Origin of the sequence: Helicobacter bilis (assembly GCF_001999985.1) — a bacterium.
Lineage (GTDB): Bacteria > Campylobacterota > Campylobacteria > Campylobacterales > Helicobacteraceae > Helicobacter_A > Helicobacter_A rappini.
Genome location: NZ_CP019645.1, coordinates 2,337,637 through 2,360,330, shown reverse-complemented (window position 1 = coordinate 2,360,330; position 22,694 = coordinate 2,337,637). Strand labels below are relative to the sequence as shown.

Below are 22,694 nucleotides of genomic sequence, written 5' to 3'. Positions count from 1 at the left end.
AAAAATATTACAATATACATTGCAATATTTGAAATAGTAGCAACACATCATCACCCCATTTTTAATTTATAATCACGCTTGAAAGGAAATAAATGGATTCAATAAGCTTTAAATTTCAACGCATACAAATTGATCCGCAAGATTATGATGATGAACTACTTGCTGAATATACGCATGAGCTTATTTTGCAACCCTACATTAATAATCAATATTTTCATTTTGAAAACAATGAGTATTATTTAAATATTTCTCGTTTAGAGTATTCCTTGCAAGAGAGTTGTAAATGTCCAATTTTTGTGTGTGGTTGCGGCGATGAAGGGTGTGCTGGGATAGTCAATACACCTAAAATTATCGTTTTAGATTCTGTAATTGTGTGGGAAATTTATGAGCCTAAAGAGTTTAGCTTTACTTTTGATAGAATACAAATTTTAACCGCTATTAAAGATTTGAAAGATTCAATGTTGCAGCATTGTAGCCTTGAGGAATGGCAAAAAACTATGCATTTGGGAAGAGAAGATGCGGATTATTTCTTACGCAAAAGCCCTATACACATATATAAAGAAATAAAATAAGCTTTTATCACACATATTCACAAGCCTAAACTAAGCAAAGACTATGATCGCAATAAATATCAAATCTCATACAAACACAAAAAACCAAAACGACAACTTAAGAGAAATGATGGGGCATTGCACTTTTTACATACTTTTATTTTATAATTGCATTTGAAAAATAGACTCGAAAAAAATAAAAAGGTGTTATATGGATACAAAATATATCTTTGTTACAGGTGGTGTTTTAAGCTCTCTTGGGAAAGGCATATCATCATCATCTATTGGGACTTTACTGAAACATGCTGGGTTTTCTGTATCCATTTTAAAGATTGATCCCTACATTAATGTGGATCCGGGGACTATGAGTCCGCTTGAGCATGGTGAAGTGTTTGTTACCCTTGATGGGGCAGAGACAGATTTAGATATAGGACATTATGAAAGATTCTTAAATACAAGCTTTTCAAGGAATAATAATTTTACAACAGGGCAAATCTATCTATCAGTAATCGAAAAAGAGAGAAAGGGCGAGTATCTAGGCAAAACTATACAGATTGTGCCACATATTACAGATGAGATTAAAAGTCGTATAAAGCGTGCTGGTGTTGGCTTTGATGTGCTTATTGTAGAGCTTGGTGGCACGGTGGGCGATATTGAGGGTATGCCCTATTTAGAAGCCATGCGACAATTAAAACATGAAAAAGGCGCACATAATGTATTAAGCATACATGTTACACTTGTGCCCTACATTAAAGCTGCTGATGAGCTAAAGACAAAGCCAACGCAACATAGCGTGCAGGAATTGCGTAGGATAGGCATTAGCCCACAAATAATTATCGCAAGGTCTGAAGTCCCATTATCAAAAGACACAAAGCAAAAAATAGCTCTTGCATGTGATGTTGATACGGATAGTGTGATTAGTGCTGAAGATGCACAAAGCATTTATAAATGCCCTATAAACTTTATGAGTGAGGGGATATTAGCCCCATTATCACGCATTTTACAATTACAGATTACACCAGATATGAGAGAGTGGGATTTACTTGTAAAAAAGATTCTATCCCCTACAAAGCAGATTACAATAGGTTTTGTAGGTAAATATCTCTCCCTTAAAGAATCTTATAAATCACTCTTAGAAGCCCTAACTCATGCGGGGGCAAATCTAGATACAAAAGTTGAAATTGTATTTTTAGATTCTGAACATATTGAAGAGTCTAAATTAGAGAATCTAGATGGCATATTAGTCCCCGGTGGCTTTGGTGAAAGGGGTATTGAAGGTAAAATATTTGCTATTAAATATGCTAGAGAGAAGAATATACCTTTTCTTGGTATCTGTCTTGGCATGCAGCTTGCCTTAATTGAGTTTGCAAGGAATGTATTAAAACTAGAAGATTCTAACTCCACAGAGTTTGATAAAGAATGCAAGAATCCTATTATCTACATGATTGAAGACTTTTTAGACACAGAGGGTAATAAGCAGGTAAGGACGCATAACTCCCCGCTTGGTGGCACAATGCGACTTGGCGAATATGAATGCTATCTAAAACCAAATACAAAGATTTCTTCTGCCTATAATAACTTAAAAGTTGTGCGAGAGAGACATAGACACAGATATGAGGCAAATCCAAAGTATAGATCTTTATTTGAAGAGAATGGCTTAATCATTAGTGGTGAGTGTAATGGGCTTATTGAGACAATAGAGATTGCAAAGCATAACTTTTTTGTTGGCGTGCAGTTTCACCCTGAATTTACCTCAAGATTACAGAATCCTAATGCCATTATCCTTGCATTCGTGCAGCAAGCCCTAAAGTATCACAAATAAGGTGTAATATGCCTAGTGATTCTGCTATAAACACGCAGCATGACTTTAATGCGATCAAAAAAGGCTTACAAACCTTTAGTCATATTAATGAGATAGAATCTATTTTAAAACAAAGATTCAAAGACTTTTGCTTTCATACATTAAAAGATATACCGCACCCAAAAGAACTTCATAATAATATGGAAGCAAGTCTTTTTGTATGTCAAAGCATATTAAAGAATGAAAAGATTGTAATCGTTGGAGATTATGATACTGATGGGATTTGTGCGACTTCTATTATGCTTGATTTTTTTAATGAGCTTTCATACAATAATGTAGCCTTTGCTATGCCTAATCGCTTTATACATGGCTATGGCTTTAGTGTGAAGCTGTTTCATGAGATTCTAAAAGACCATAGCGATGTAAAAGTGATTATAACCGTTGATAATGGTGTGAGTAGCTTTCAAGCAGCAGAGCTATGCAGAGAGCATAATATAGGATTGATAATCACAGATCATCATACACTTGAAGTAGATAGCAATAAAGACCAAAAGATTCCATATTGTAACTTTATGATTAATCCGCAACAAGCAATATGTAACTTCCCTTATAGTGAGATTTGTGGAAGCTTAGTGGCGTGGTATTTTTGCTGTGCGATAAAGATTAGTATGCTAAATCTTTGTAGTGATTCTAACACTAAGAATAATCAAACAAAAAAGCTTTTAAATTGCTATGAAAAGAATCTAAAAAATATAAGAATGGAATCTTTTCTACTGCTTGTAGGTATCGCAACAATCGCTGATGTCATGCCGCTAAATGCGATAAATCACACGATTTGTAAATACGCCTTAAAGCACATTCCACATAGTAAGAGATATGCCTTTCAAGCCCTTATGGAGAATCTAAAAAGTAGTATTGACTCTCAAGTGCTAGGCTTTAGAATCATTCCGCTTTTAAATGCGGCAGGTAGGATTAGCGATGGTAAAATCGCCCTATCTTTCCTGCGCTCAACTTCATTATCAAATGCTAGATTCTATCTCAAGCAGTTAAAAGACCTAAACACACAAAGAAAACTTTTACAAGATGAGGTAACTAATAAAGCCTTTCAATCCATTAGCCAAATACCTCAAAATGAGAATATGCTATGTGCGGTGGGTGAAGACTGGCATGAAGGTGTGCTAGGGATTGTAGCGGGTAAAATGGCTGATGAGTTTCAAAAGCCCTGCTTTGTTTTAACAAATACAAATGGCGTATGTAAGGGCAGTGGTAGAAGTGCTGGTGATGTAGATCTCATCTCTAGCATGCAAAAAATAGGACATTTAATGCAGCGATATGGGGGACATGTGGGAGCTGTGGGGCTGGAATTAAAAGATTATAATCTAGAATCTTTTATAAAATCTTTCAAGCCAATTTCTCATAATATAGAGAAAAAAGAGAATGTTTTAGGTATATTAAACTCACATTTAATTAATTATGAGCTTTTTTCATGTATCACAAGTTTTGAGCCTTTTGGAAATGGGAATCCACTGCCAAAATTTCTCTGTGAAATGGAGATACTTGAGTGTAAGAAAACCGGGCAAGGCTTTCGTGAATTTCACTTTAAACGGACAGAAAATAGCAGTATTAAAGGCATGTTTTTTAATCAAAAGTATGCAGATTATAACTTTACTATCGGTTCTATATTATGTTTTCGTGCAACAATAGCCCTTGATTCTCAAAGCTTTTATACTACGCAAAATAGGCAAATCATGCTTATAATCGATAGAGTTTATACAGAATAGAATCTATTATTTTAATCTATGCGAAATATTTATAAGGGATAGAATCTGTGGGCTTTAAGACAATCTCACTTCAAGTAGCAGAACGCATAAAAGCTACACATTTCTTACTTCAAAATGGATATAGCAAAAAGGACACACAAAAGCTACTTGATAAAAACCGCATAAAACAAGATTCTAGAATCATTCATAAAAAAGACTTTTTAGAAAAAGGATATGTAGAGATTCTAAGCTTTATGCCAGATGATATTAATCTTATACCATTCTTTGCTTGTGTGCCGCCAAATCATGCGATTTTACAGCAAGATATTCCTAATTTAGAGATAAAAATCTCACAAAATCCCCCTTATTTTTGTGTGTTTAATAAGCCTTCAAAACTTCTCACTCACCCTAAAAACCTAGCAGATTCTAAAAGCATACTTGACTCTTTGCGGTATTATTTTGGCAAACATGCTAATCCCTGCCATAGACTTGATTATGAAACAAGCGGGCTTTTAGTGTGTTCTATCGATAAGCAAAGTGAAGTCATGCTAAAAAATCTTTTTTTACAAAAGGGCGTAGAAAAAAGCTATATGGCTATTTTGCATGGCGAAGTTAAAGAATCTTTACTTATAGAATCAGAGATTATTTTTCCAAAAGATTTTGGGAATCTTTGCATTAAAGGTAGTGTAAAAAATTTAAAAGTAAAAGCGATTAAAGAAGATGAAATAAAAGTTATCACAAAAGATTCTATACAACAAGACCAAAGCAGGGCTACTACCATACTCACACCACTTCATGTATTTCATAACTTTAATGAAGTTTCAAGCTATCTTTATAAATCTAGCAATCCGTTTTTTTCACATAAAGCACTTTTTTCACTTGCACCGCAGGAAAATTTAGCTGATATTTCTAGGGGTTTTATACAAGATTCCATGCTTTTTACAGAGTGTGATTATGATAAAAAAATTAAGCAAGATTCTATGGCTAGAAAAAGTGATGATTTTACCTTGCAATATAGCGATTTTTTTAATGAAAAGAAGTTGTTGCAATGTTATGAATCTTTTCTTAATGTGTGGGGTGCGGGGTTTAGGGCACAAAATAATATTTTAGATTCTCATACTTGTCATACTGAGTCTTTAGGCGAAGTATCTAAAAAGCTAGATTCCACAACCGCTTTTCATACTGACTTTAAGCAAAGCAAAAAAGAAATATCTAAAAACTTAGAATCTAAACAAAACGAAAAATTTACACTTGTAAAACTTTTTCCCTTAAGTGGCAAAACACATCAGCTCCGCATTCACACTTCAAGTTTGCAGCATAAAATCTTAGGTGATACCCTTTATGGCTTATGCCCTGTTGTCGCAAGTTTATTCCTTGATTTACAAAGCAAGAAGTTGAGGGCAAATATAGAATCTTATCTCTTTGAAACTCTCACAAAAAAGCATTCTAGCAGTATTCAAAAATATGTTTATGCTATCCATTATTTAAGGCGAGATAAAAATATAGCACAAACAATGCTTTATAATGCAATGCTAAATTTTAGTGTAGTTTGTAAGACTATAGAAGCTAAAACAGCTTGTCATGTTGAGCAAAGCGAAACATCTAATATGGAATCTAAACAAAGATTAAATTCTAAAATAGATTTAAATACAGATTCTAAAAACATTCAAGTTGCAGAATCTAAATATTTCGTTCTACCATTTTGTAAGTTTCTATCTCTATCACTTAGTAAGTTTCTAATCTCTTGCTTTTTTTCTCAAAAATATAATAAAACAAATCGGGCGAGTTTTCTCTCATGTTTCCTGCATGATGATATAGAATTTATATCGCAATGCTTGCACCCTAAACCCTACTATCGCTCAAATGAGATAGATTCTAAACTCTCTCAACCACATAGCAAAACACAAGATTTTAATAAAGATTTTGAATCTTTCTTCTTTACATTTCTGCTTTTTTATTATGCCCTGCCCTCACATCAAGAAAAGATTCTAAAAGATATAAGGCTTCATTATTGCAGCACAGATAGGCTATTACTACATGCTTCTAGTCTTAGCTTTTTGGAAGAGTGCTTTATATGTGAATAAGCAATAAAAACACAGATACAATATGAGTATAACAAGAGATTACTATGGCTTTTGCTTTCTAGTCTTACGCAATTCGCGTAATACCTGATAGATTGGAGTCTTTTTAGTCCCCCTTGTCATTGTAAAGTTTTGCTCATGGAAAATAATAAATATCACTAATACACCAGCAACAAGGGAAAGTGAGACAGATAGCATTGTCGTAATATTATTAAAAAATGCGAGTAAATAAGTAAGCTGTTCTGGCTTATCGGCATGTTGCGTAAAAGTGAGAAGTGATAAAATACTTCTATATCCATAGCTACCCGGAAACATAGGCAAAAGTGCGGGAAATACAATAACTTCTACGGGGACTTTTGTATATTTTGCAAGCAATACAACGACAAACCCCATGCAAACTGCCGCACAAAAAGTAGCACCAGCAAGGCTAAAAATAGGGCTTTGCAAAAGAATGGAGCGGATAAAATAGCCAAATCCAGCAACAATAATGATTCCAAAAAATACCTTTTTGGGCGGATGAAGTGCATAGGCAAAGCCAAATCCAGCAACCATAGCAAATAGCATTTTATAAAATATATGTGGCAGAGTGTTTGTATTAAAAAAATCAGTATATAAAAACTCTTGTAATTGTGGATATAACTCTAAATTAAACATCAAACACACTCACATGGGCGATACTCAAGGTTAAATACGCACCAACTGCAATACAAGTCAGTAAAATAATCATATTCACACCGCGACTTAATGCCATTAAAGTGTATTCATGCAAGACATCTGCTAGGGCATTAATGATTTGTATGCCGGGTATTAGATATACAATGCTTAAACCAATGGCAATTCCGGGCGTTTTTGTAATCCCAAAATGCACGCCAATATAGGCGACAAACGAAGAGATAAAAGATACTAATACATAGATTCCGCGTATATCAACCTGTAAATTTGTTAGTATATGCTTGCTTGCAAATCCAGCAAATGTCCCCATAAATACGCATATCAATGCACCAATATCACCTTCAAATAACTTGCAAAATGCCGCATTCGCAAGGCTTGCAAAAAAGAGTGTAGCAAAAAAGCCATTATGCTTATTTTGCATAATATGCTCAAATCTTATACGCGCTTCTTTGAGCGTGATTTTACTATCATGTATTTGCCAGCTTAATGCGCTAAGCTCTGATATGATTCTAAAATTTGTATTCATAGGAGGGTTTGAGCTGACTTGTGTGCGGCGATATTCATAATTATCTTTTTGTGCGATACTAAGATTAATGTATTTAAGCCAAATAATCATAGATACATCATATCCATAACTCTCACCAATACGCTCTGTGCAACGAGACACACGCGAGGTATAAGCACCACTTGATAATAATGCAGCAGCATATTTTGCTAAAAATATGCTTAACTCTTCTATATCTTCGCCGTTTTTATTCATAGTCTATTTACTCACTTTATTTTAACTTTACAGGGATAAAATGGGAATCTTTAACGCCATAGAATCTATTATGATATATCACTTGATTGCCTTGCAAACTTTCCGAGAAAAAACGCTGATTTGCTTTACTGCCTTGTGTTAAGAATATGTCAAGAGACAAAGCCGTTGCATAATTTACCCAGTCATATTGTAAGTCAGCAGATAGAATCTCATTAAATAGCAATAAACGCGTATGTATAGGGCTTATTGCACTCACGACAAAAAGCTTTTTAGCATCTTCCTTTGGCATTAAAGTAAGAAGTGATGGGTTATAATTAATCTGTGTGGAAAGAAAGACAGAGGGCATAGCTCGTGCGTTACCCATTTGAGGGATAATTAAGCCGCTTTTTATCACAGAGGTATTTAGCATAACCATAGAGTTTCTAATACCTTGACGATATTTTGCGATGATAGGGGCAAAATTAGTAGATTTTTTGGAATCTATTATTTCTTGTCTTACATTGCCAGCACGCGATTGCACGATTGCCCCAATCATTTTTCCAATCATGCCATCATCATTAAAGCTTATAATCGCATTCTTTTTTTGCTCAGCAAGTGTTACCATCATATTTACTTGACTTTCATAGTCAATACCACCAAAATATACATTTTTATTCGGTGCAAACTTCATAGCTTGTTTTTCATTAATGGTAGGGATAAAAAGCGGGGTTGTGATATTTACATTTTGCAGTAGATTCTCTAAGCCTTTTGGTGTGAGAATGCCAACTATAAGATCAAACTCTTCTTCATGTATTTTATTATAACCCGCGACAAGGTTTTTTATCTCTTCATTTTGTGTATCAAAGACTTTAAAGGAAAAGTTATCGCCATGTGCGATGAGATAAGCAAGGATTGCATCAGCACTTGCTACAGAATATCTACCGACATTTTTTTGCGGAATCATTAAGGCAACCTTAAGCCCATTACTAGAATCAAATAAAGGAATAAAAGCATTAATGCCAAGCTCTTCTACAACAGCCTTGTATCTCTCATTTAAAGATTTATCTTTTGTGGAGCGATAATGTGAAGCAAAACTAAAGAATTGCTCACTTTCATAGAGTTTATTTAAACATGATTTAGAACATTTTTTTATCTCAATATCTACAATTTCTTGTTCAGGGACTGGCAAGGGGGACATAATATGCTCTTTTGCTACTGCTAAATGCGTTACAAATATAACAAGGCATAATGCTATTTTTTGTATGATTTTGCTATGTAACATTCCTATCCTTAAATACAAATAATGAAGCAATATTTTAGCATGAAATTGCATAAATTGCATTTCTTAGCAATACAAAATTAATAAAGGCATCTTTTTTTAACTTTGGTTTCATAAGCATTTGCATAATATCTGGCACACATACACAAAGCACTTTTTTGCCCTGTGCTGTATGATATTCAAGTAACTTACCACTTGCCTCTTGCAATGAAATCTCAAAGAAATCAAAGCATATATGCTCACCAAAAAATACCGCATAACTCATATTTTCAAGTTGAGCTTTGAGATAATTGCTACAAATGCGTCTTTGTGTGGCAAGGGGCTGTGTGCGGATTTGCATACTTATTTGCTGATTATCACCAACCTCAGCACATTTAAAAAGCGGAAAAAGAAATACACTTTCTTTATGAAGTAAAAAGACTTTTTCTATAATGTCAAAAAGCATTTCATTACTTCTATTTAACTCAAGATTCTCTAATAAAGCATAGCTATCTTTTGGAGCTTCCCTAAGATGCAAGGAATCTGTGATAAAGGCAATATTTGGAAATGCTTTTGTGTGATTTTGTATGGTTTTAGTGGCAATAGAATCTTTATTTGTAGTCTCTTTTGCATTGTTAGAGAGCGTATCAATAGGATAATCTCTTTTTGTAGGTAAAATAGCACATAATCGTTCAGAATCTTTTACAGATTTAGAGAGAGAGCAAAGATTGCATTGTATAACTTTTTGTGCGATTTGTTGCATGTTTTGCTGTGTGTTTGTATGATTTGAAGTAGTTGCTTCATAGCTATTATATTGCTGATTTGCTTGTGTGGCAAGAGTGATTTTTTGCTTGTGTGTATTAGAATCTTGTTTTGCTAAATCCACAAAATTATCACCAAGCATTGCATGTCTATACAACATATCCAATGCCTTCACATGCTTATATAAAATCGCCATATCATCTTGCATAACACAATCCAAATTTTAATAAATTTTACACACAACTTTGAGAGAAGATTCTAATAAAAATATATGCTGTTTTAATAAATATATTTCATTCGATATCAATATTTGCCGATATGTGTCCTATCGTGGTTGCAACTTTCAAGGTTTAATGGAATCTTTAACTAACATTAAGAATTATAAAGGATTTAAGTTCTATATTACTTTCTTATTTTGAGTGTTAAACAAAAGATTTTTTAGAATCTTTAGGTTGTCTGTCTTACTACACTCAATATGATAAGTTATTTTAGATTCTAATGATTAAATTGTATAAAGCCTGTTTATTGAAAAATCACTTCATCATGGATATTTCCATCTAAAAAGTGAATTGCTCTGTGTGTGTATTGTGCCATGTCTGGCTCGTGCGTTACCATAAGGATTGTAATATTCATATCGCGATTTAGTCGTATTAGAATCTCCATAACTTCATTACTTCTTTTTGTATCAAGATTACCTGTTGGCTCATCAGCGAGTAAAAATAAAGGCTTCATAACGATTGCACGCGCTATGGCTACACGCTGACACTGCCCACCGCTAAGCTCTCCGCTACTATGATGCGACCAGTCCGCAAGTCCCACCATATCAAGTGCTTCAAGTGCGATTTTTTGCCGCTCTCTTTTGTGCATACCGCGATATATGAGCGGTAACTCCACATTCTCAAGCGCAGAAGTCCTTGATAAAAGATTAAAACCTTGAAAGATAAATCCCATATAATGCCGCCGCAATAATGCCCTTTGTGTCCGTGTCAGCGTAAAAACATCAACACCATTGAAATAATACTTGCCCGTTGTAGCAATATCAAGGCAGCCAAGTATATTCGCCATTGTGGATTTACCTGACCCAGAAGGACCCATGAGGGCTACAAACTCACCTTTTTTAATCTCTAAATTCACACCATGTAGGGCTTGAAAAGTATTTTTACCCTTGCCATAAGTCTTTGTTATAGAATCTAGCTGTATGAAACTCACAATTTTCCTTTACAAAATCTTTTATAAAATCTAAATTCTTGTCAAAATGCACCCACCCAAATGAATTAGATTCTAAAATTCTATCATAAAAGCTTTTCTGGCATAATCTTTGCCAATGTTTTATAGAATCTAAGCCATACGCTTGTATTTGGTGAGACGGAGAATTTTTGCACACCATTTTCATCTTTTAGCTCCCAATGGCATTTTTGCGTATTTGTATCACATACGATTTTATAGGAATCTTGCATTTGAGATTCTGTAATCTTATGTAGTTGGTCTGCTAACTCTTTGTTTTTAAAAAATACAATGCTTTCAGTATTTAGCATAGCTGATCTATAATCAAGATTAAAGCTACCCACAGCAATGGTGTGAGAATCTATAATCATGTATTTTGAGTGAAGGCTTACTTTACCTTTTGATGAATGATAGAATTTTACCTTATCCTTTAGCCTTGCCTTTTTAGATTCTAAGTTTGGATACTCATAGACTTGCACGCCCATCAAAGCAAGTTTATCTCTATAATTTTCCCAATGTGAATACACAGGTATCACATCAACAGAGGCAAGTGAGTTTGTAAGAATCTTAATGGTAATCCCCCTATTTTGTATAAAATCACGCCATATATCCATAGCCGCGACACCCGGAACAAGATATGATGAAGAGATGACAATAGATTCTTTTGCATGGCTAAGATTATAAGATAGGGCTTCAAGGATAGGTGTTGTAAAGGGACCATTGCCTTTATCAATCTTTTCTGGTGAGTCTGCTAGGAATGTGCCCTCACCCCAAGTCATGTTAAATTCTTTATTTTTATATTTTGCTTTAAACACTTCCATATCGCTTAGGTATTCTTCCCAATCAGCTTTACCTACATTATATTGTTTGGCTTGTTCTTCTGGGCTTTTTGCTTTTTTGCGATATTTTTCTAATTTTCTCTTACTTGGGAAGAGATTTACAGGGATACTTCTTTTGTAATTCCAAAATTCTTCAAAGTTTAGTTTCGCATCTTTTGCGATATTGCCGATAAATAATAAGTCTGTATCGGTAAAATTCACACTTGCATTTTCAAAATATTCATCAGCAATGTTTCTACCACCCATGATTAATGCGGTATCATCAAAGATAAAAAGCTTATTATGCATGCGTTTATTAATGCGACTGAAGTTAAATATCGCCTCAAATGCATGCATAGGACCAAAGCGAAAAAAGTATGGATTAAAGATTCTCACTTCAATGTTTTCATGATTATCAAGCATCATTAAGTCATAAAAGTCTGATGAGATTCCATTATCATCGATTAAGATTCTAATCTTTACACCGCGATTTGCCGCCTCATAAAGCTCTCTTGCAAGTAGCCTTGAAGTGAGTTCATTTTTATAGATATAGGTTTGAATGTCAATGGTTTTTGTAGCCATCTGCACGAAACCTAGTCTATGTAAAAGCGCACTTGAGCCATCAGCAATGATTAATGCGCCATCTTTTTTTTGCTCTAACTCTTCTTTGTATGGCTCTGCAATAGGGCTTTTAAAGCTATTATAATGGGGGGTATAATGTGTTTTGACACTATGATTCATAGAAGTTAGCGGCGAACACGCACTAAAGATAAGTAGGACCAAGATACACAACAAAAGCGCACCAAGCAGTGATAAACTCACGCTTAGCATTGTAGTAAAGTCTGGCATTGTTTTTCCCATATACTTATATCGTTTCCATAAAATCTTGCAAGATCGCTACTATAACCCCAGCACTCTCAATCCATACTTCTTCATTGATAGAATGTGGTGCGTTGATTGATGGACCAATGCTTAAGGCAATGATATCAGATAGCCCCAAATCTTTAAATCTTTTGAGTAAGATTCCACACTCAAGCCCTGCGTGTAACTCTACTATTTTTGGCGTTATGTTGAATGGCTCTGTGTGTTTTTGCATACTCATACACATTGCTTTTAGAATCTCTTTTAGACTGCATGAATCTTTCATCTCTTCTGTTTCACATAAAGTTTTATTTATGCTACTAGATGCTATGCTTTTATCCTGCTTTTCCCATGGGGCATAATATTCACTCATTTTTATTTGCAGACTCTCTTTTTTTTGCTTTGGCTGCTCTTTTTCTAGAATCTTTTTTAGTTGAGTTAAGTTATCTTGCAATAAATCATTTGTATTAGCACGACCCATGAAAGCAAGAGATAGATTCCCATTTGCAAATGAGATATGTGAGAGACTACGAGAGTTTTGCACCGCATTTTCTATACTATCAAGCACACCTATATTTAAACTTAAAAGTAGATTGTATAGAATCTTAAACTCTATGCCATTTGGCGTTTGTAAAAAGACTTCATTTGTTTTATCAAGCATTTCATTATGCTCTTCTTTTAGCTCTTCAAATACAAAAAATTCATTTGATTCTATACTTAGTTTTTGCTTACTTGCGATGATTAGCTTTGAGTGCATAGGGATTGAGTTGCGTTTCTCACCACCTTTCCAGTTAATCACATATAAGGAATCCTTTTCACTCTCATTTAAGGCTGTATTTAAAAAATATGTGCTTTGCAGGATTGCATTTTGATAGTTTGGCAAAGGATTATTAATATCTAATCCACTATGACCACCGGCAAAATTCCTTGAAGATAGGACATAATAATGATAATTTAGCGGAATCTCTTGTGTGATAAATTCACTTTGATAATTTAGGTCAAAGCCGCCCGCACAGCTTATAGTAATCTCACCTAAGACTTCAGAATCAAGATTAAGCAATATCTTAGATTGAATAGGAATCTCTAGCCCTTTTGCCCCTATCATGCCTACCTCTTCATCATTTGTGAAAAGAAACTCTGCGTGAATACCCTGCTGCATGAAATACATCATAATCGCCATACCCATGCCATTATCAGCACCAAGACTAGAATCTTGAGCTTTTAGCCAAGTTTGCTCGATATTGTTGTATCTTCTCTTTGTTTGCAAAAGATTTAACGCTAGATTTTGTGCTGCAAGTCCAACGCACACCATATCATAATGACATTGAAAACATACTCTAGATTCTGTATTTTCTTTATATGCAAGTATATTGCCAACAGAATCTTTTTTTATTGCATAGCCATTTGATTTGGCAAAAGATTCTAAAAATGCTGCCATCTCGTTTGTATTAAAGCTACCATGCGGGATTGTCGTTAATTGATAGAAAATATTTAGTATTGCCTGTGTGAAAGAGCTTATTGCAGACATTATGCTATCCTTAAAGTTCAATATTTATTCATAACAAGACTACATTATAACCTTGAAAATTATATTTTTGATAAATCTTTTTGTTTAATAAAAGCCCTTTAAATTTTGATAGAATCTTGCCTTTACTTTGTAATAAGGAGCATACATGAAAATATTAGTCATTCAAGGACCAAATCTAAACATGTTAGGACACAGAGACCCAAGACTATATGGGACTATGACGCTAGAACAAATCCATAATAATATGAGTGCGTTTGCTGCGACACAAAAGGGTGCAAATGGTGAGTCTTTAGAGCTTGAGTTTTTTCAAAGCAATTTTGAAGGGGAGATAATTGATAAATTGCAAGAATGCGTTGGTGGTGAATATGATGGCGTGATTATGAATCCGGGTGGTTTAACGCACACTTCTATTTGCGTAGCCGATGCAATCGTAGCATCTGGTGTGCCTGTGATTGAAGCACATTTAAGCAATATCCATGCAAGAGAGCCTGAACGCAGAGTAAGTGTAACTGGTGCGGTGAGTGTGGGCATTATCTCTGGCTTTGGACCACTAAGCTATCATTTAGCACTCATTGCTATTATGAATGTGATAAATGAACTCAATATGCTAAAACAAAGTCAGCAACAAGCACAACAGCAATCTTAGTGTATTAAAAACATTAGCACTAGAGTAAATAAAGTTATTTTTGTCAAAACCTAAGATAGCTTTATATCGCCTTAAATAGCATATAGCTTAATTTGTCGCATAAAGCCCTTAATTGCTATATACTTAAAAGCTTAAAGGGCTTTGAATATTATCTCTTCAGTGCTATTAAAATCTTATGTCTTTATATTCTCTTTCAATTTAAATTCATTACACATAAAAGATAGAAAAATGGTAACAAATACAGAATCTATTTATTTTTATCTAAATTTGTAAGGTATGTAAGGATTGTTTGTGCGTGTCCTTTTGCTTTGACATTATAAAAAGATTCTATAATTTTTCCTTTTTGTATGATAAAAGTGCTACGATAGATCCCCTGCACTTCTTTACCATACATTATCTTCTTACCATAGGCATGATATTTCATCGCTACACTTTTATCACTATCGCTTAAAAGCACGACATTTAAATCCTTGCTTTGTATAAACTTTTTATGTGTTGCGGGTTTATCTGGGCTAATGCCTATAATAATGGCATTATGCTTTTCAAAAGATTCTTGCAATGCGCTAAACTCTTGTGCCTCTGTGGTGCAGCCACTCGTATTATCCTTTGGATAAAAATATAAAATGATTGTATAATCTAGCAAATCCTCTAAAGCAATCACCACATTATCTTCATTTGGTAAGCTAAATAATGGGGCTGTATCTCCTGCTTTTAACTGCATTTTTTCACTCATCTTTTTCCCTTATATATAGAATCTATTTATTACCTTGCAATGCTCTTCTACCAAGATTCCCATATCTATGGAATGCAATACTTGCGGCACGCTCTGTATGATAGTATAAAAGCTCAAAATATCCATTCGCATAGGGCTTATGATATGCGATTAACTTTCCTTTCGCCCTGCCCTGCCCTATTAGCTCTTTATATACAAGATTTTCATTATCCGGCGATTCAAGATAGCGGATAAGCTCATACTCCCCTGCACTCTCAATAAACTGCTCTAGGCTTTGATACTCAATAGCGATATTTTTTAGCTGCAATGTTTTTATATGTTCTAGCACAAAACCTAAAGATTCACTCATTTCTGTGGCTTTAAGGCTTATAGTAAGCTTAGCACTAATTAATTGAGTGCTAGCAATAACGCTTAAAATATCACTTAGAGAATCTTCTTTTCTAACACGATAAATGACTGATTTTACCGGCACATAGTAAAAGAGATTGTCTTCTCCCCTTATATGCACGAAATCCCTTTTTTGTAAAAACTCATTTTCATGGAAATACGCATAGCTTTTTGCAGTTTGTAAAAACGCCTTTAATTCATTTTTAATACTTTCATCTTGCGTAATATTAATAAGATATTGCATACTATCAATAAAGCTATGCCCCATATGTAAATTTGTGTTTAAATCTGTGTTTTCTTGTGTGCTATTATTAGGGATAATATCTACAAATTGTGCCACATAGTTATAACTTCCAGCCTTTCTGCCAAAGCCAACTGCTGACTTTTTAATCCCACCAAATGGCTGCCGCAGGACAATCGCCCCTGTCGTAGATTTATTAATATAAAGATTCCCTGCTTCAATGTGCTTTAGATAATAATCCCATTCCCTTTCATCAAGAGATTCAAAACCGCTTGTTAAACCATATCCAGTAGAGTTTGCGATATCTATGGCATGCTCTAAATCTTTCGCACATATAACTGATAAAATCGGCGTGAAAAATTCACTCTTATGTGAATAGCTACCCTCTTTTACACCATATTTAATACATGGTCTCATCGCATAGGGATTTTCATCTTCAAAACTTGGGGCTAATACCCACTCTTCACCTTGCTCTAACTCTAAGCCCTGCTTTACTTTCTCATCAATAGTGCTGCTTAGATACCCTAACTTATTCTTAAAGTCAAATGGATTCCCAACATGAAGGCTATTTGCCGCATCAATCAATGTGCGTTTAAACTGCTCATCTTTATACACTTCCTCTTCAAGTATGAGTAAAGAAGTAGCACTGCATTTCTGCCCAGAGTTAGAAAAAGCTGAATGGATAATGTTTTTTACCGCTTGGTCTCTATCTGCCATTTTGCTTACAATAGTCGCATTTTTACCGCCTGTTTCAGCACTTAAAAATAGTGTTGGATTCTCTTTTAAAATCTCATAAGCCGTATCTTCCCCGCCTGTTAAAATCGCAAAATCCGCTTCTTTTAATAGAATCTCATTTACATCCTTGCCACTTGCAGGTAAGAATACAAGATAATCTTTCGGTAGTCCCGCATCATAAAAGCACTGCGTTAATATACTGCCTGTAACAGCAGAAATATTAGATGGCTTATAAATCACCCTATTCCCACTAGCAAGACTAGCGGCAATGCCACCAACAGAAATAGCAACGGGGAAATTCCACGGCGTAATCACTACGCCAACACCCTTTGGCTTTAGCATAAAATCTTTATGTGTTTCTAGCAATTTATACATGCTATGCGGATAGAATCTAAGAAAATCTATCGCCTCACTTACCTCAGCGTCTGTTTCTGCAAAGGTTTTACCCACTTCAAGGGCTGCTATACCGATTAAATCATTACGCCTTTCTGCTACAATCTCTGCAGTTTTCAACAAAATCTCGCCAAGCTTTTCATAGCTTAGTATATTTTGTGCTTGTTTTACATACGCCATAGCCGCTTTTAAACTATCTTTATTTGCTAAATACACATTAGCAATGACTTTATCGCCGCCTTTTTGCTTAATCTCTCTTTTATTATCTTTTGGAGTTTTATCGCCAATTATTGGTGTAACCTCAATAGATTCTGTATTTAGCCACTTTGTCTTAATCGCCTCCGCCCATTCTCTATTTGGTTTCAATATAAAGTCAGTATCAGGCTCGTTAAAGAAAGAAGCAAGATTTGCTTTTTGTGTAAATGGGGCTTTAAGTCTATTTTGCTGCCTATAACTTGTCTCTTGCACACTTTTTATACCCTCGATTGATTGTAAAAAGATTTGTTCCTGCTGTTTCCACGCAATAGAATCAATCTCTAAATCAAAGGCATAACGCATAAAGTTATCTTTACCTGTATTTTCATCAAGTCGCCTTACAAGATATGCAATAGCATTATTAAAATGCGCATCATCGCATACCGGGGCGTATAAAATAAGCTTATTTCTTGAAGCTACCTCAAAACTTGCTTTTAAATTCATACCCTCAAGCATTTCAAAAGTAAAGCTATCTTGCGCCCCTGCCCTATTTATCCTTGTCATCGCATAAGCGATTTGAAAGATATTATGCGATGCGATACCTATATCAATGTATTTAAAATTAGAATCTTGCAGGATATAATCAAGCATTTTATTATAGTTAGAATCTGTATCAACCTTTTGTCTAAATGTCGGCAACTCCCAACCCTTTACACTTGCAATAGTCTCTTCAGCCTCCATATTCGCTCCTTTTACAATGCGAATCTTAATCGGGGGCTTACCGCTCTCTACTCTCGCTTTAGAAAAGGCTACTAAAGTTTTTAAATACTCATAAGAATCTGGTAAATACGCTTGTAATACAATCCCAGCTTTAATATCAAACTTCGCAAGAGATTCCATAAAGGCTGCCACCGTGAGTTCCAAGTCCTTAAACTCTTCCATATCAAGATTAATAAACTTTGAGATACCTGCCTTTTGCTTTTCTTCTGCAATGCCATAGAGTTTATCAAGCCTTGCTACTATCTCACGCTTTGAGTATTCAAAATCTAGGATATTGATTTGAGAAAAAATAGTTGTAATTTTGATAGAGATATAATTAATGTAGTTTGAGTTTAGAGCGTCTTCATACTTTTGCAAACGATAGTTTGACTCTAGATTCCCAAGCACCTCTTCACCGATTAGATTCACATTTAAGCCAATGTTTTCACTAGCCCTTTTATCTGCATGTTTTTTCAGGGCAATAGGCGAGGCATCTAGCACCATAGCTTTTGTATCTTTTTTTAGATTCTTTATGAAAAAAGGCACACTCACACACGGCATACTTTTACCCATACCCAAAAATAGTTGCAATAATACCTTTTCAAACGAAGAGAAAAAATCAGCAATCCCATATTTTTGCAAAGTATGCGAGATGAGTTCGTGTGCCATTTCATTATCTTTTGAGCGAAAACTTCTATCAAGCAACTCAATAAGCATAACCTTACTGCTTGGATTTTCAAGCATTTTCATCATCTTTTTACGGAATCTTTTTTCTTTACAACTTAAATCACTATTGATTTTGTGCTGCAATGTCTTTGCTAAGGACAAACTTGCCTCAATTATCTCTTTATTATCAACGGATTGCATAATATCTCCTTTCAAACTAAGCATAAACGCATATTGTAACCCAAAGTTATGCAATAAAGAGTAAAAAATATAAAAATTTATATTTTATTTATAGGGCTTTTAGTTTATTTACTATGCAACACCCAATCATATACAAACCTGCAGTCTCTAACTTCACAATCACACATAAACTTTTATTGATGTGTGATTTTTGTATTTTTATTGTCTTCTACCAAAAGTGATCGAATATACATCATTGCGTGTTTCAAATAGCGGGTCTTTTGGAGCTTCTACACCATTAGGCAATACATTTGGCATAAACACATCGCCATTACATACATCACCATTATATTGTTTTACAAGCAATGTGCCAACCTCAATTTCCTTGTGCTTACCACTCCAAAGGGCTGTAGTATCATCGGTTTTATCCTTTGGATTTGCTAGGACTAGAATCATCTTATAAGCAATCGGGGCTTTTTTGCTCTTTTCTTTAAAATCAGATTCTAAAAAGTCATTGCTAACTTTTTGCAGCTCGTTTTCTTTGAGATAGGCTACGCCATTTGCTGGGACAAATTTAAATCTTGCCGGAATGAGTTTATTCTTACTATCCTTAAAATAAAAAGTGTGAATGCTGTGATACATTGTATTTGCCACACTGCCTGTTATACCGATATTTTTCATATATTCTTCAAAGTTTTTGTATGATGCGACCTCGCTTGTTCTCTTAGCGATATAGGCAGTATCCACCTTGCCATCTTTTGGGATTCTCATCGCAAAAAACTCGCCAAATTCCTGTGGATTTTTTGCAAAGTTAATCTCAGTATTTAGCATAACAATTTCCCATTCATCTTTTTGCCCTTGAATTTTCAAAGCCATGCCTCTAGGCTTTGATTTATCGCTTGCCACTCTGCTTCCACCACCAAGTGAATATCGCACTTCTGTCTTAATGCTTTTTTCTTTTAACAATGGTATATTTAGCGTTTTTGTAATGTTATTTGCTGGGATAAACTCTCCATTCGCACAAAAGCCTTTTGTATGATTAATCTTTTTATGTGGATCTTTAGAATCTCCATTCAACGCATAAAACACATCAGCAATACCTTCCGCATCGTATTGCTTTGCATCATTTCCATAAACACACATTGTGCTAACAAGCAGAGTGCTAACAAAGAATTTTGAGATGATAAACTTAGTAGCATTTTTCATATAAAACATTGACATTCCTTAATATTAAAATAAAACTCTAAAATCTTACAATGTTTTTATATTAAATCTGTAAATCTGGTGTTATTATGTTTGTATTACTTACGACATAATAAGCTATAAATAATAATAATTCCTATATATTTTAAAATAAAATAATACAATTGATTATTAATTTATAAATTATTATGATACAATATGATATTTTTAAACACAAGGATATTTAATGCTAACAAAATCTATGCAAAATCGTGTTATCTCGAAGCGTATTTCACACTATTCTCTACTCTCTTTGGTGTTATCTGGCTTTATGCTCGCAGATACACAAGACGACAAAATACAATCAACCACAAACACAGAAGCAAAAAACTATAAACTACAACAAGTCGTAACGACTGCTCGTGGCACAGAACAACTACTAAAAGATGCTCCCGCTTCTATCACCGTGATTAGCAGAGAAGAGTTAGAGAATAAGCCTCATAGGGATTTAGCGGAAGCTATTGCTGATATTCCGGGCATTGATGTCAATACAGAGTTAGGAAAAACAGGTGGATTAAAGATTTCTATCCGCGGTATGCCAGCAAACTATACTTTGATTCTAATCGATGGCAAACGCACAAGTGTCGCAGGGGATATTAATACGACAAATGCGGGTTGGAGTCAGGCTGATACGAGCTTTATGCCACCTTTGAGTGCGATTGAGAGGATTGAGGTTATCCGTGGTCCTATGAGTACGCTTTATGGGAGTGATGCGATTGGCGGTGTGATTAATATCATTACAAAAAAGAGTTTTGATAAATACGCTGTGAATATCGGGCTAGAAACAACGCAAAATGAAGACAGACAATATGGCTCTGGCTACATGCTAAATCTCTTTGGTGTCGCACCTATTATTAAGGATAAACTTGGGCTGCAGCTAAGGGCTCGTTACTACTTTAGAGAACCCTCCGATGTAAAATATCAATATACAATTACACAAAATAAGCCGAATAATAGCGCAGGCTCACCAACATTCCCAAATGTAGGCGATATAGTAACCGATAGCGCAGGCTTTATCGGTAATCCCACTATGGCACATATCTATGATATTGGTGGCAGACTTTTATGGAATCTAGATTCTAATAATCATATTTATTTTGATACAAGTTATGCGAGTCAATGGTATGATAATAGCAAAGAGCAGTTAGGGCAACACACAAGCACAGCGAACGCCTATATTGTAAGTAGAAACAACAATATCATCGCACATAAAGGCAACTATGGCACATGGAGTATAGAAAATTCTTTGCAGTTTAATCAAAGTAATAACGATGGACGCATGACAAATACAAAGCCCAATAATCCACGACAAATAGCTGGTAAAGATGTGATTCTAGAATCAAAAGGCTTTATCGACCTGCCTTATGAAAACTATCTAAGCGTTGGGGCGCAATACTGGTTTTCATGGATGCAGGATATGGTAGCAAAGCCTAGTCAGTTTTCACAGCACACTCTCGCCCTTTTTGCAGAAAATGAATGGGAAGCCTTTGATGGATTTCGTTTTACTTTAGGGCTAAGGGAAGATTATAACTCACGCTTTGGTTTTAACACTTCGCCAAAGGCATATTTGGTTTATGAGGCAATCCCTGATTGGCTAACGCTTAAAGGTGGCGTAAGTATGGGGTATAAAGCACCATATCTTAATCAGCTCATAGATGGACAATATGGTTTTGGCGCACAAGGGCAACTCGCATTTTTAGGGAATCCAAACCTAAAACCTGAAACAAGTTTAAGCTTTGAGCTAACCGCTCTTACAGATAATGACTATTTTGAATCTGGAATCACCTATTTTTATAGTCTCTTTTGGGATAAGATTAGCTCGGAGACTTTAGCTAGTCAAGCAAATGCAAGTATATGTGGTAGTGCGGAATTCACTAGAGGTTGCTCTCGTGCGATCAATGTCGATAAATCCTATATACAAGGTGTAGAACTCTATGCGGGGATAAAGCCACTTTATGGGGTGAATTTTGATGTGAGTTATACTTTTACAAGCAGTGAGCAACTAACAGGCAATCTCAAAGGTGCACCACTCACAGACACGCTAGACCATAGATTTAACGCAAAGCTTGGCTATACATGGGAAGATTTACATGTATATTTACGGAGTGAAGTGCAAGGTAATCGCTTTAGAGGTTTGAGACCGGGCACAGATGCAGCACAACAGCAAGTGCTAGGGGCATATTATAAACCTTTTATGCTTTTACATTTAGGGGCTACTTATAGAATTAATGAGAAATTTAAAGTAAATTTTGCTATCTATAACCTTTTAGATAAAAACTTCGCAGATTATAGACAATATGGTTGGGAGACTAGCGGTGGTGGCGGAAATAACTACACCGGCAATGCACTAGTTGGTAATATGTATAACTACATTGCCGAAGGCAGAAGATATTGGTTTAGTGTAAATATGGATTTTTAGATTCTATTATGATTGTAGCATGAGTTAAAATGATACCTACAAT

At 34.9% G+C, this 22,694-nt stretch carries 16 protein-coding genes; 6 read left to right on the top strand and 10 right to left on the bottom strand.

Annotated features, from left to right (window positions below; translation table 11 throughout):
• Window positions 1–92 precede the first annotated feature (92 nt).
• The 4 genes from XJ32_RS10510 to XJ32_RS10495 all read left to right on the top strand — a co-directional run bounded on the left by XJ32_RS10510 (window position 93) and on the right by XJ32_RS10495 (window position 6,196).
• Complete coding sequence (locus XJ32_RS10510) at window positions 93–572, top strand: hypothetical protein (RefSeq protein WP_077389631.1); 480 nt, start codon at window positions 93–95, stop codon at window positions 570–572.
• Between the two features lie 190 nt (window positions 573–762).
• Window positions 763–2,373 (top strand): glutamine hydrolyzing CTP synthase, encoded by a 1,611-nt coding sequence (gene pyrG, locus XJ32_RS10505; RefSeq protein ID WP_077389628.1) that lies wholly within the window; start codon window positions 763–765, stop codon window positions 2,371–2,373.
• An 8-nt stretch (window positions 2,374–2,381) separates the two neighbouring features.
• Complete coding sequence (locus XJ32_RS10500) at window positions 2,382–4,133, top strand: single-stranded-DNA-specific exonuclease RecJ (RefSeq protein ID WP_077389625.1); 1,752 nt, start codon at window positions 2,382–2,384, stop codon at window positions 4,131–4,133.
• A gap of 47 nt (window positions 4,134–4,180) precedes the next feature.
• Entirely contained in the window at window positions 4,181–6,196 is a 2,016-nt protein-coding gene (locus tag XJ32_RS10495; RefSeq protein WP_077389622.1) for a pseudouridine synthase, read from the top strand.
• Between the two features lie 42 nt (window positions 6,197–6,238).
• Here XJ32_RS10495 and XJ32_RS10490 read toward each other — a convergent pair whose 3' ends face one another.
• The 7 genes from XJ32_RS10490 to XJ32_RS10460 all read right to left on the bottom strand — a co-directional run bounded on the left by XJ32_RS10490 (window position 6,239) and on the right by XJ32_RS10460 (window position 14,055).
• Window positions 6,239–6,847, bottom strand: a complete 609-nt coding sequence (locus XJ32_RS10490; RefSeq protein WP_005219275.1) for a threonine/serine exporter family protein — start codon at window positions 6,845–6,847, stop codon at window positions 6,239–6,241.
• On the bottom strand, window positions 6,840–7,625 hold the full coding sequence (locus tag XJ32_RS10485) for a threonine/serine exporter family protein (RefSeq protein WP_077389620.1): 786 nt from the start codon (window positions 7,623–7,625) through the stop codon (window positions 6,840–6,842). Before XJ32_RS10485 ends, XJ32_RS10490 begins: the two co-directional genes overlap by 8 nt.
• Before the next feature lie 16 nt (window positions 7,626–7,641).
• Window positions 7,642–8,886, bottom strand: coding sequence for a type 1 periplasmic-binding domain-containing protein (locus XJ32_RS10480; RefSeq protein ID WP_254422369.1), 1,245 nt, complete (start codon window positions 8,884–8,886; stop codon window positions 7,642–7,644).
• Between the two features lie 34 nt (window positions 8,887–8,920).
• Window positions 8,921–9,832 (bottom strand): hypothetical protein, encoded by a 912-nt coding sequence (locus tag XJ32_RS10475; RefSeq protein WP_077389617.1) that lies wholly within the window; start codon window positions 9,830–9,832, stop codon window positions 8,921–8,923.
• A gap of 314 nt (window positions 9,833–10,146) precedes the next feature.
• A complete protein-coding gene (locus XJ32_RS10470) occupies window positions 10,147–10,833 on the bottom strand; it encodes an ABC transporter ATP-binding protein (protein ID WP_077389614.1) in 687 nt (228 codons plus the stop codon).
• Between the two features lie 83 nt (window positions 10,834–10,916).
• Window positions 10,917–12,515, bottom strand: a complete 1,599-nt coding sequence (locus XJ32_RS10465) for a phospholipase D family protein (protein WP_077389611.1) — start codon at window positions 12,513–12,515, stop codon at window positions 10,917–10,919.
• 16 nt (window positions 12,516–12,531) lie between these two features.
• Entirely contained in the window at window positions 12,532–14,055 is a 1,524-nt protein-coding gene (locus XJ32_RS10460) for a zinc-binding metallopeptidase family protein (protein ID WP_077389605.1), read from the bottom strand.
• A gap of 145 nt (window positions 14,056–14,200) precedes the next feature.
• Between XJ32_RS10460 and aroQ the strand changes: the two genes are divergently transcribed.
• A complete protein-coding gene (gene aroQ / locus XJ32_RS10455; RefSeq protein WP_004088046.1) occupies window positions 14,201–14,701 on the top strand; it encodes a type II 3-dehydroquinate dehydratase in 501 nt (166 codons plus the stop codon).
• A 247-nt stretch (window positions 14,702–14,948) separates the two neighbouring features.
• Here aroQ and XJ32_RS10450 read toward each other — a convergent pair whose 3' ends face one another.
• From XJ32_RS10450 to XJ32_RS10440, 3 genes are all read right to left on the bottom strand, one after another.
• On the bottom strand, window positions 14,949–15,422 hold the full coding sequence (locus tag XJ32_RS10450; RefSeq protein ID WP_077390346.1) for a peroxiredoxin: 474 nt from the start codon (window positions 15,420–15,422) through the stop codon (window positions 14,949–14,951).
• Between the two features lie 34 nt (window positions 15,423–15,456).
• Entirely contained in the window at window positions 15,457–18,987 is a 3,531-nt protein-coding gene (locus tag XJ32_RS10445; protein ID WP_254422539.1) for a bifunctional proline dehydrogenase/L-glutamate gamma-semialdehyde dehydrogenase, read from the bottom strand.
• A 222-nt stretch (window positions 18,988–19,209) separates the two neighbouring features.
• Complete coding sequence (locus tag XJ32_RS10440) at window positions 19,210–20,133, bottom strand: catalase family peroxidase (RefSeq protein WP_167620021.1); 924 nt, start codon at window positions 20,131–20,133, stop codon at window positions 19,210–19,212.
• Between the two features lie 286 nt (window positions 20,134–20,419).
• Between XJ32_RS10440 and XJ32_RS10435 the strand changes: the two genes are divergently transcribed.
• Entirely contained in the window at window positions 20,420–22,651 is a 2,232-nt protein-coding gene (locus XJ32_RS10435; protein WP_077389599.1) for a TonB-dependent receptor domain-containing protein, read from the top strand.
• The last annotated feature ends 43 nt before the right edge of the window (window positions 22,652–22,694 follow it).

Coding starts and splice junctions, on each gene's coding strand:
- pyrG (WP_077389628.1), top strand. CDS start 763: ATGGATACAAAATATATCTTTGTTACAGGTGGTGTTTTAAGCTCTCTT.
- XJ32_RS10440 (WP_167620021.1), bottom strand. CDS start 20,133: ATGTGTGTTTATGGAAATGATGCAAAGCAATACGATGCGGAAGGTATT.
- XJ32_RS10480 (WP_254422369.1), bottom strand. CDS start 8,886: ATGTTACATAGCAAAATCATACAAAAAATAGCATTATGCCTTGTTATA.
- XJ32_RS10490 (WP_005219275.1), bottom strand. CDS start 6,847: ATGTTTAATTTAGAGTTATATCCACAATTACAAGAGTTTTTATATACT.
- XJ32_RS10485 (WP_077389620.1), bottom strand. CDS start 7,625: ATGAATAAAAACGGCGAAGATATAGAAGAGTTAAGCATATTTTTAGCA.
- aroQ (WP_004088046.1), top strand. CDS start 14,201: ATGAAAATATTAGTCATTCAAGGACCAAATCTAAACATGTTAGGACAC.
- XJ32_RS10510 (WP_077389631.1), top strand. CDS start 93: ATGGATTCAATAAGCTTTAAATTTCAACGCATACAAATTGATCCGCAA.
- XJ32_RS10435 (WP_077389599.1), top strand. CDS start 20,420: ATGCTAACAAAATCTATGCAAAATCGTGTTATCTCGAAGCGTATTTCA.
- XJ32_RS10460 (WP_077389605.1), bottom strand. CDS start 14,055: ATGTCTGCAATAAGCTCTTTCACACAGGCAATACTAAATATTTTCTAT.
- XJ32_RS10465 (WP_077389611.1), bottom strand. CDS start 12,515: ATGCCAGACTTTACTACAATGCTAAGCGTGAGTTTATCACTGCTTGGT.
- XJ32_RS10450 (WP_077390346.1), bottom strand. CDS start 15,422: ATGCAGTTAAAAGCAGGAGATACAGCCCCATTATTTAGCTTACCAAAT.
- XJ32_RS10500 (WP_077389625.1), top strand. CDS start 2,382: ATGCCTAGTGATTCTGCTATAAACACGCAGCATGACTTTAATGCGATC.
- XJ32_RS10475 (WP_077389617.1), bottom strand. CDS start 9,832: ATGCAAGATGATATGGCGATTTTATATAAGCATGTGAAGGCATTGGAT.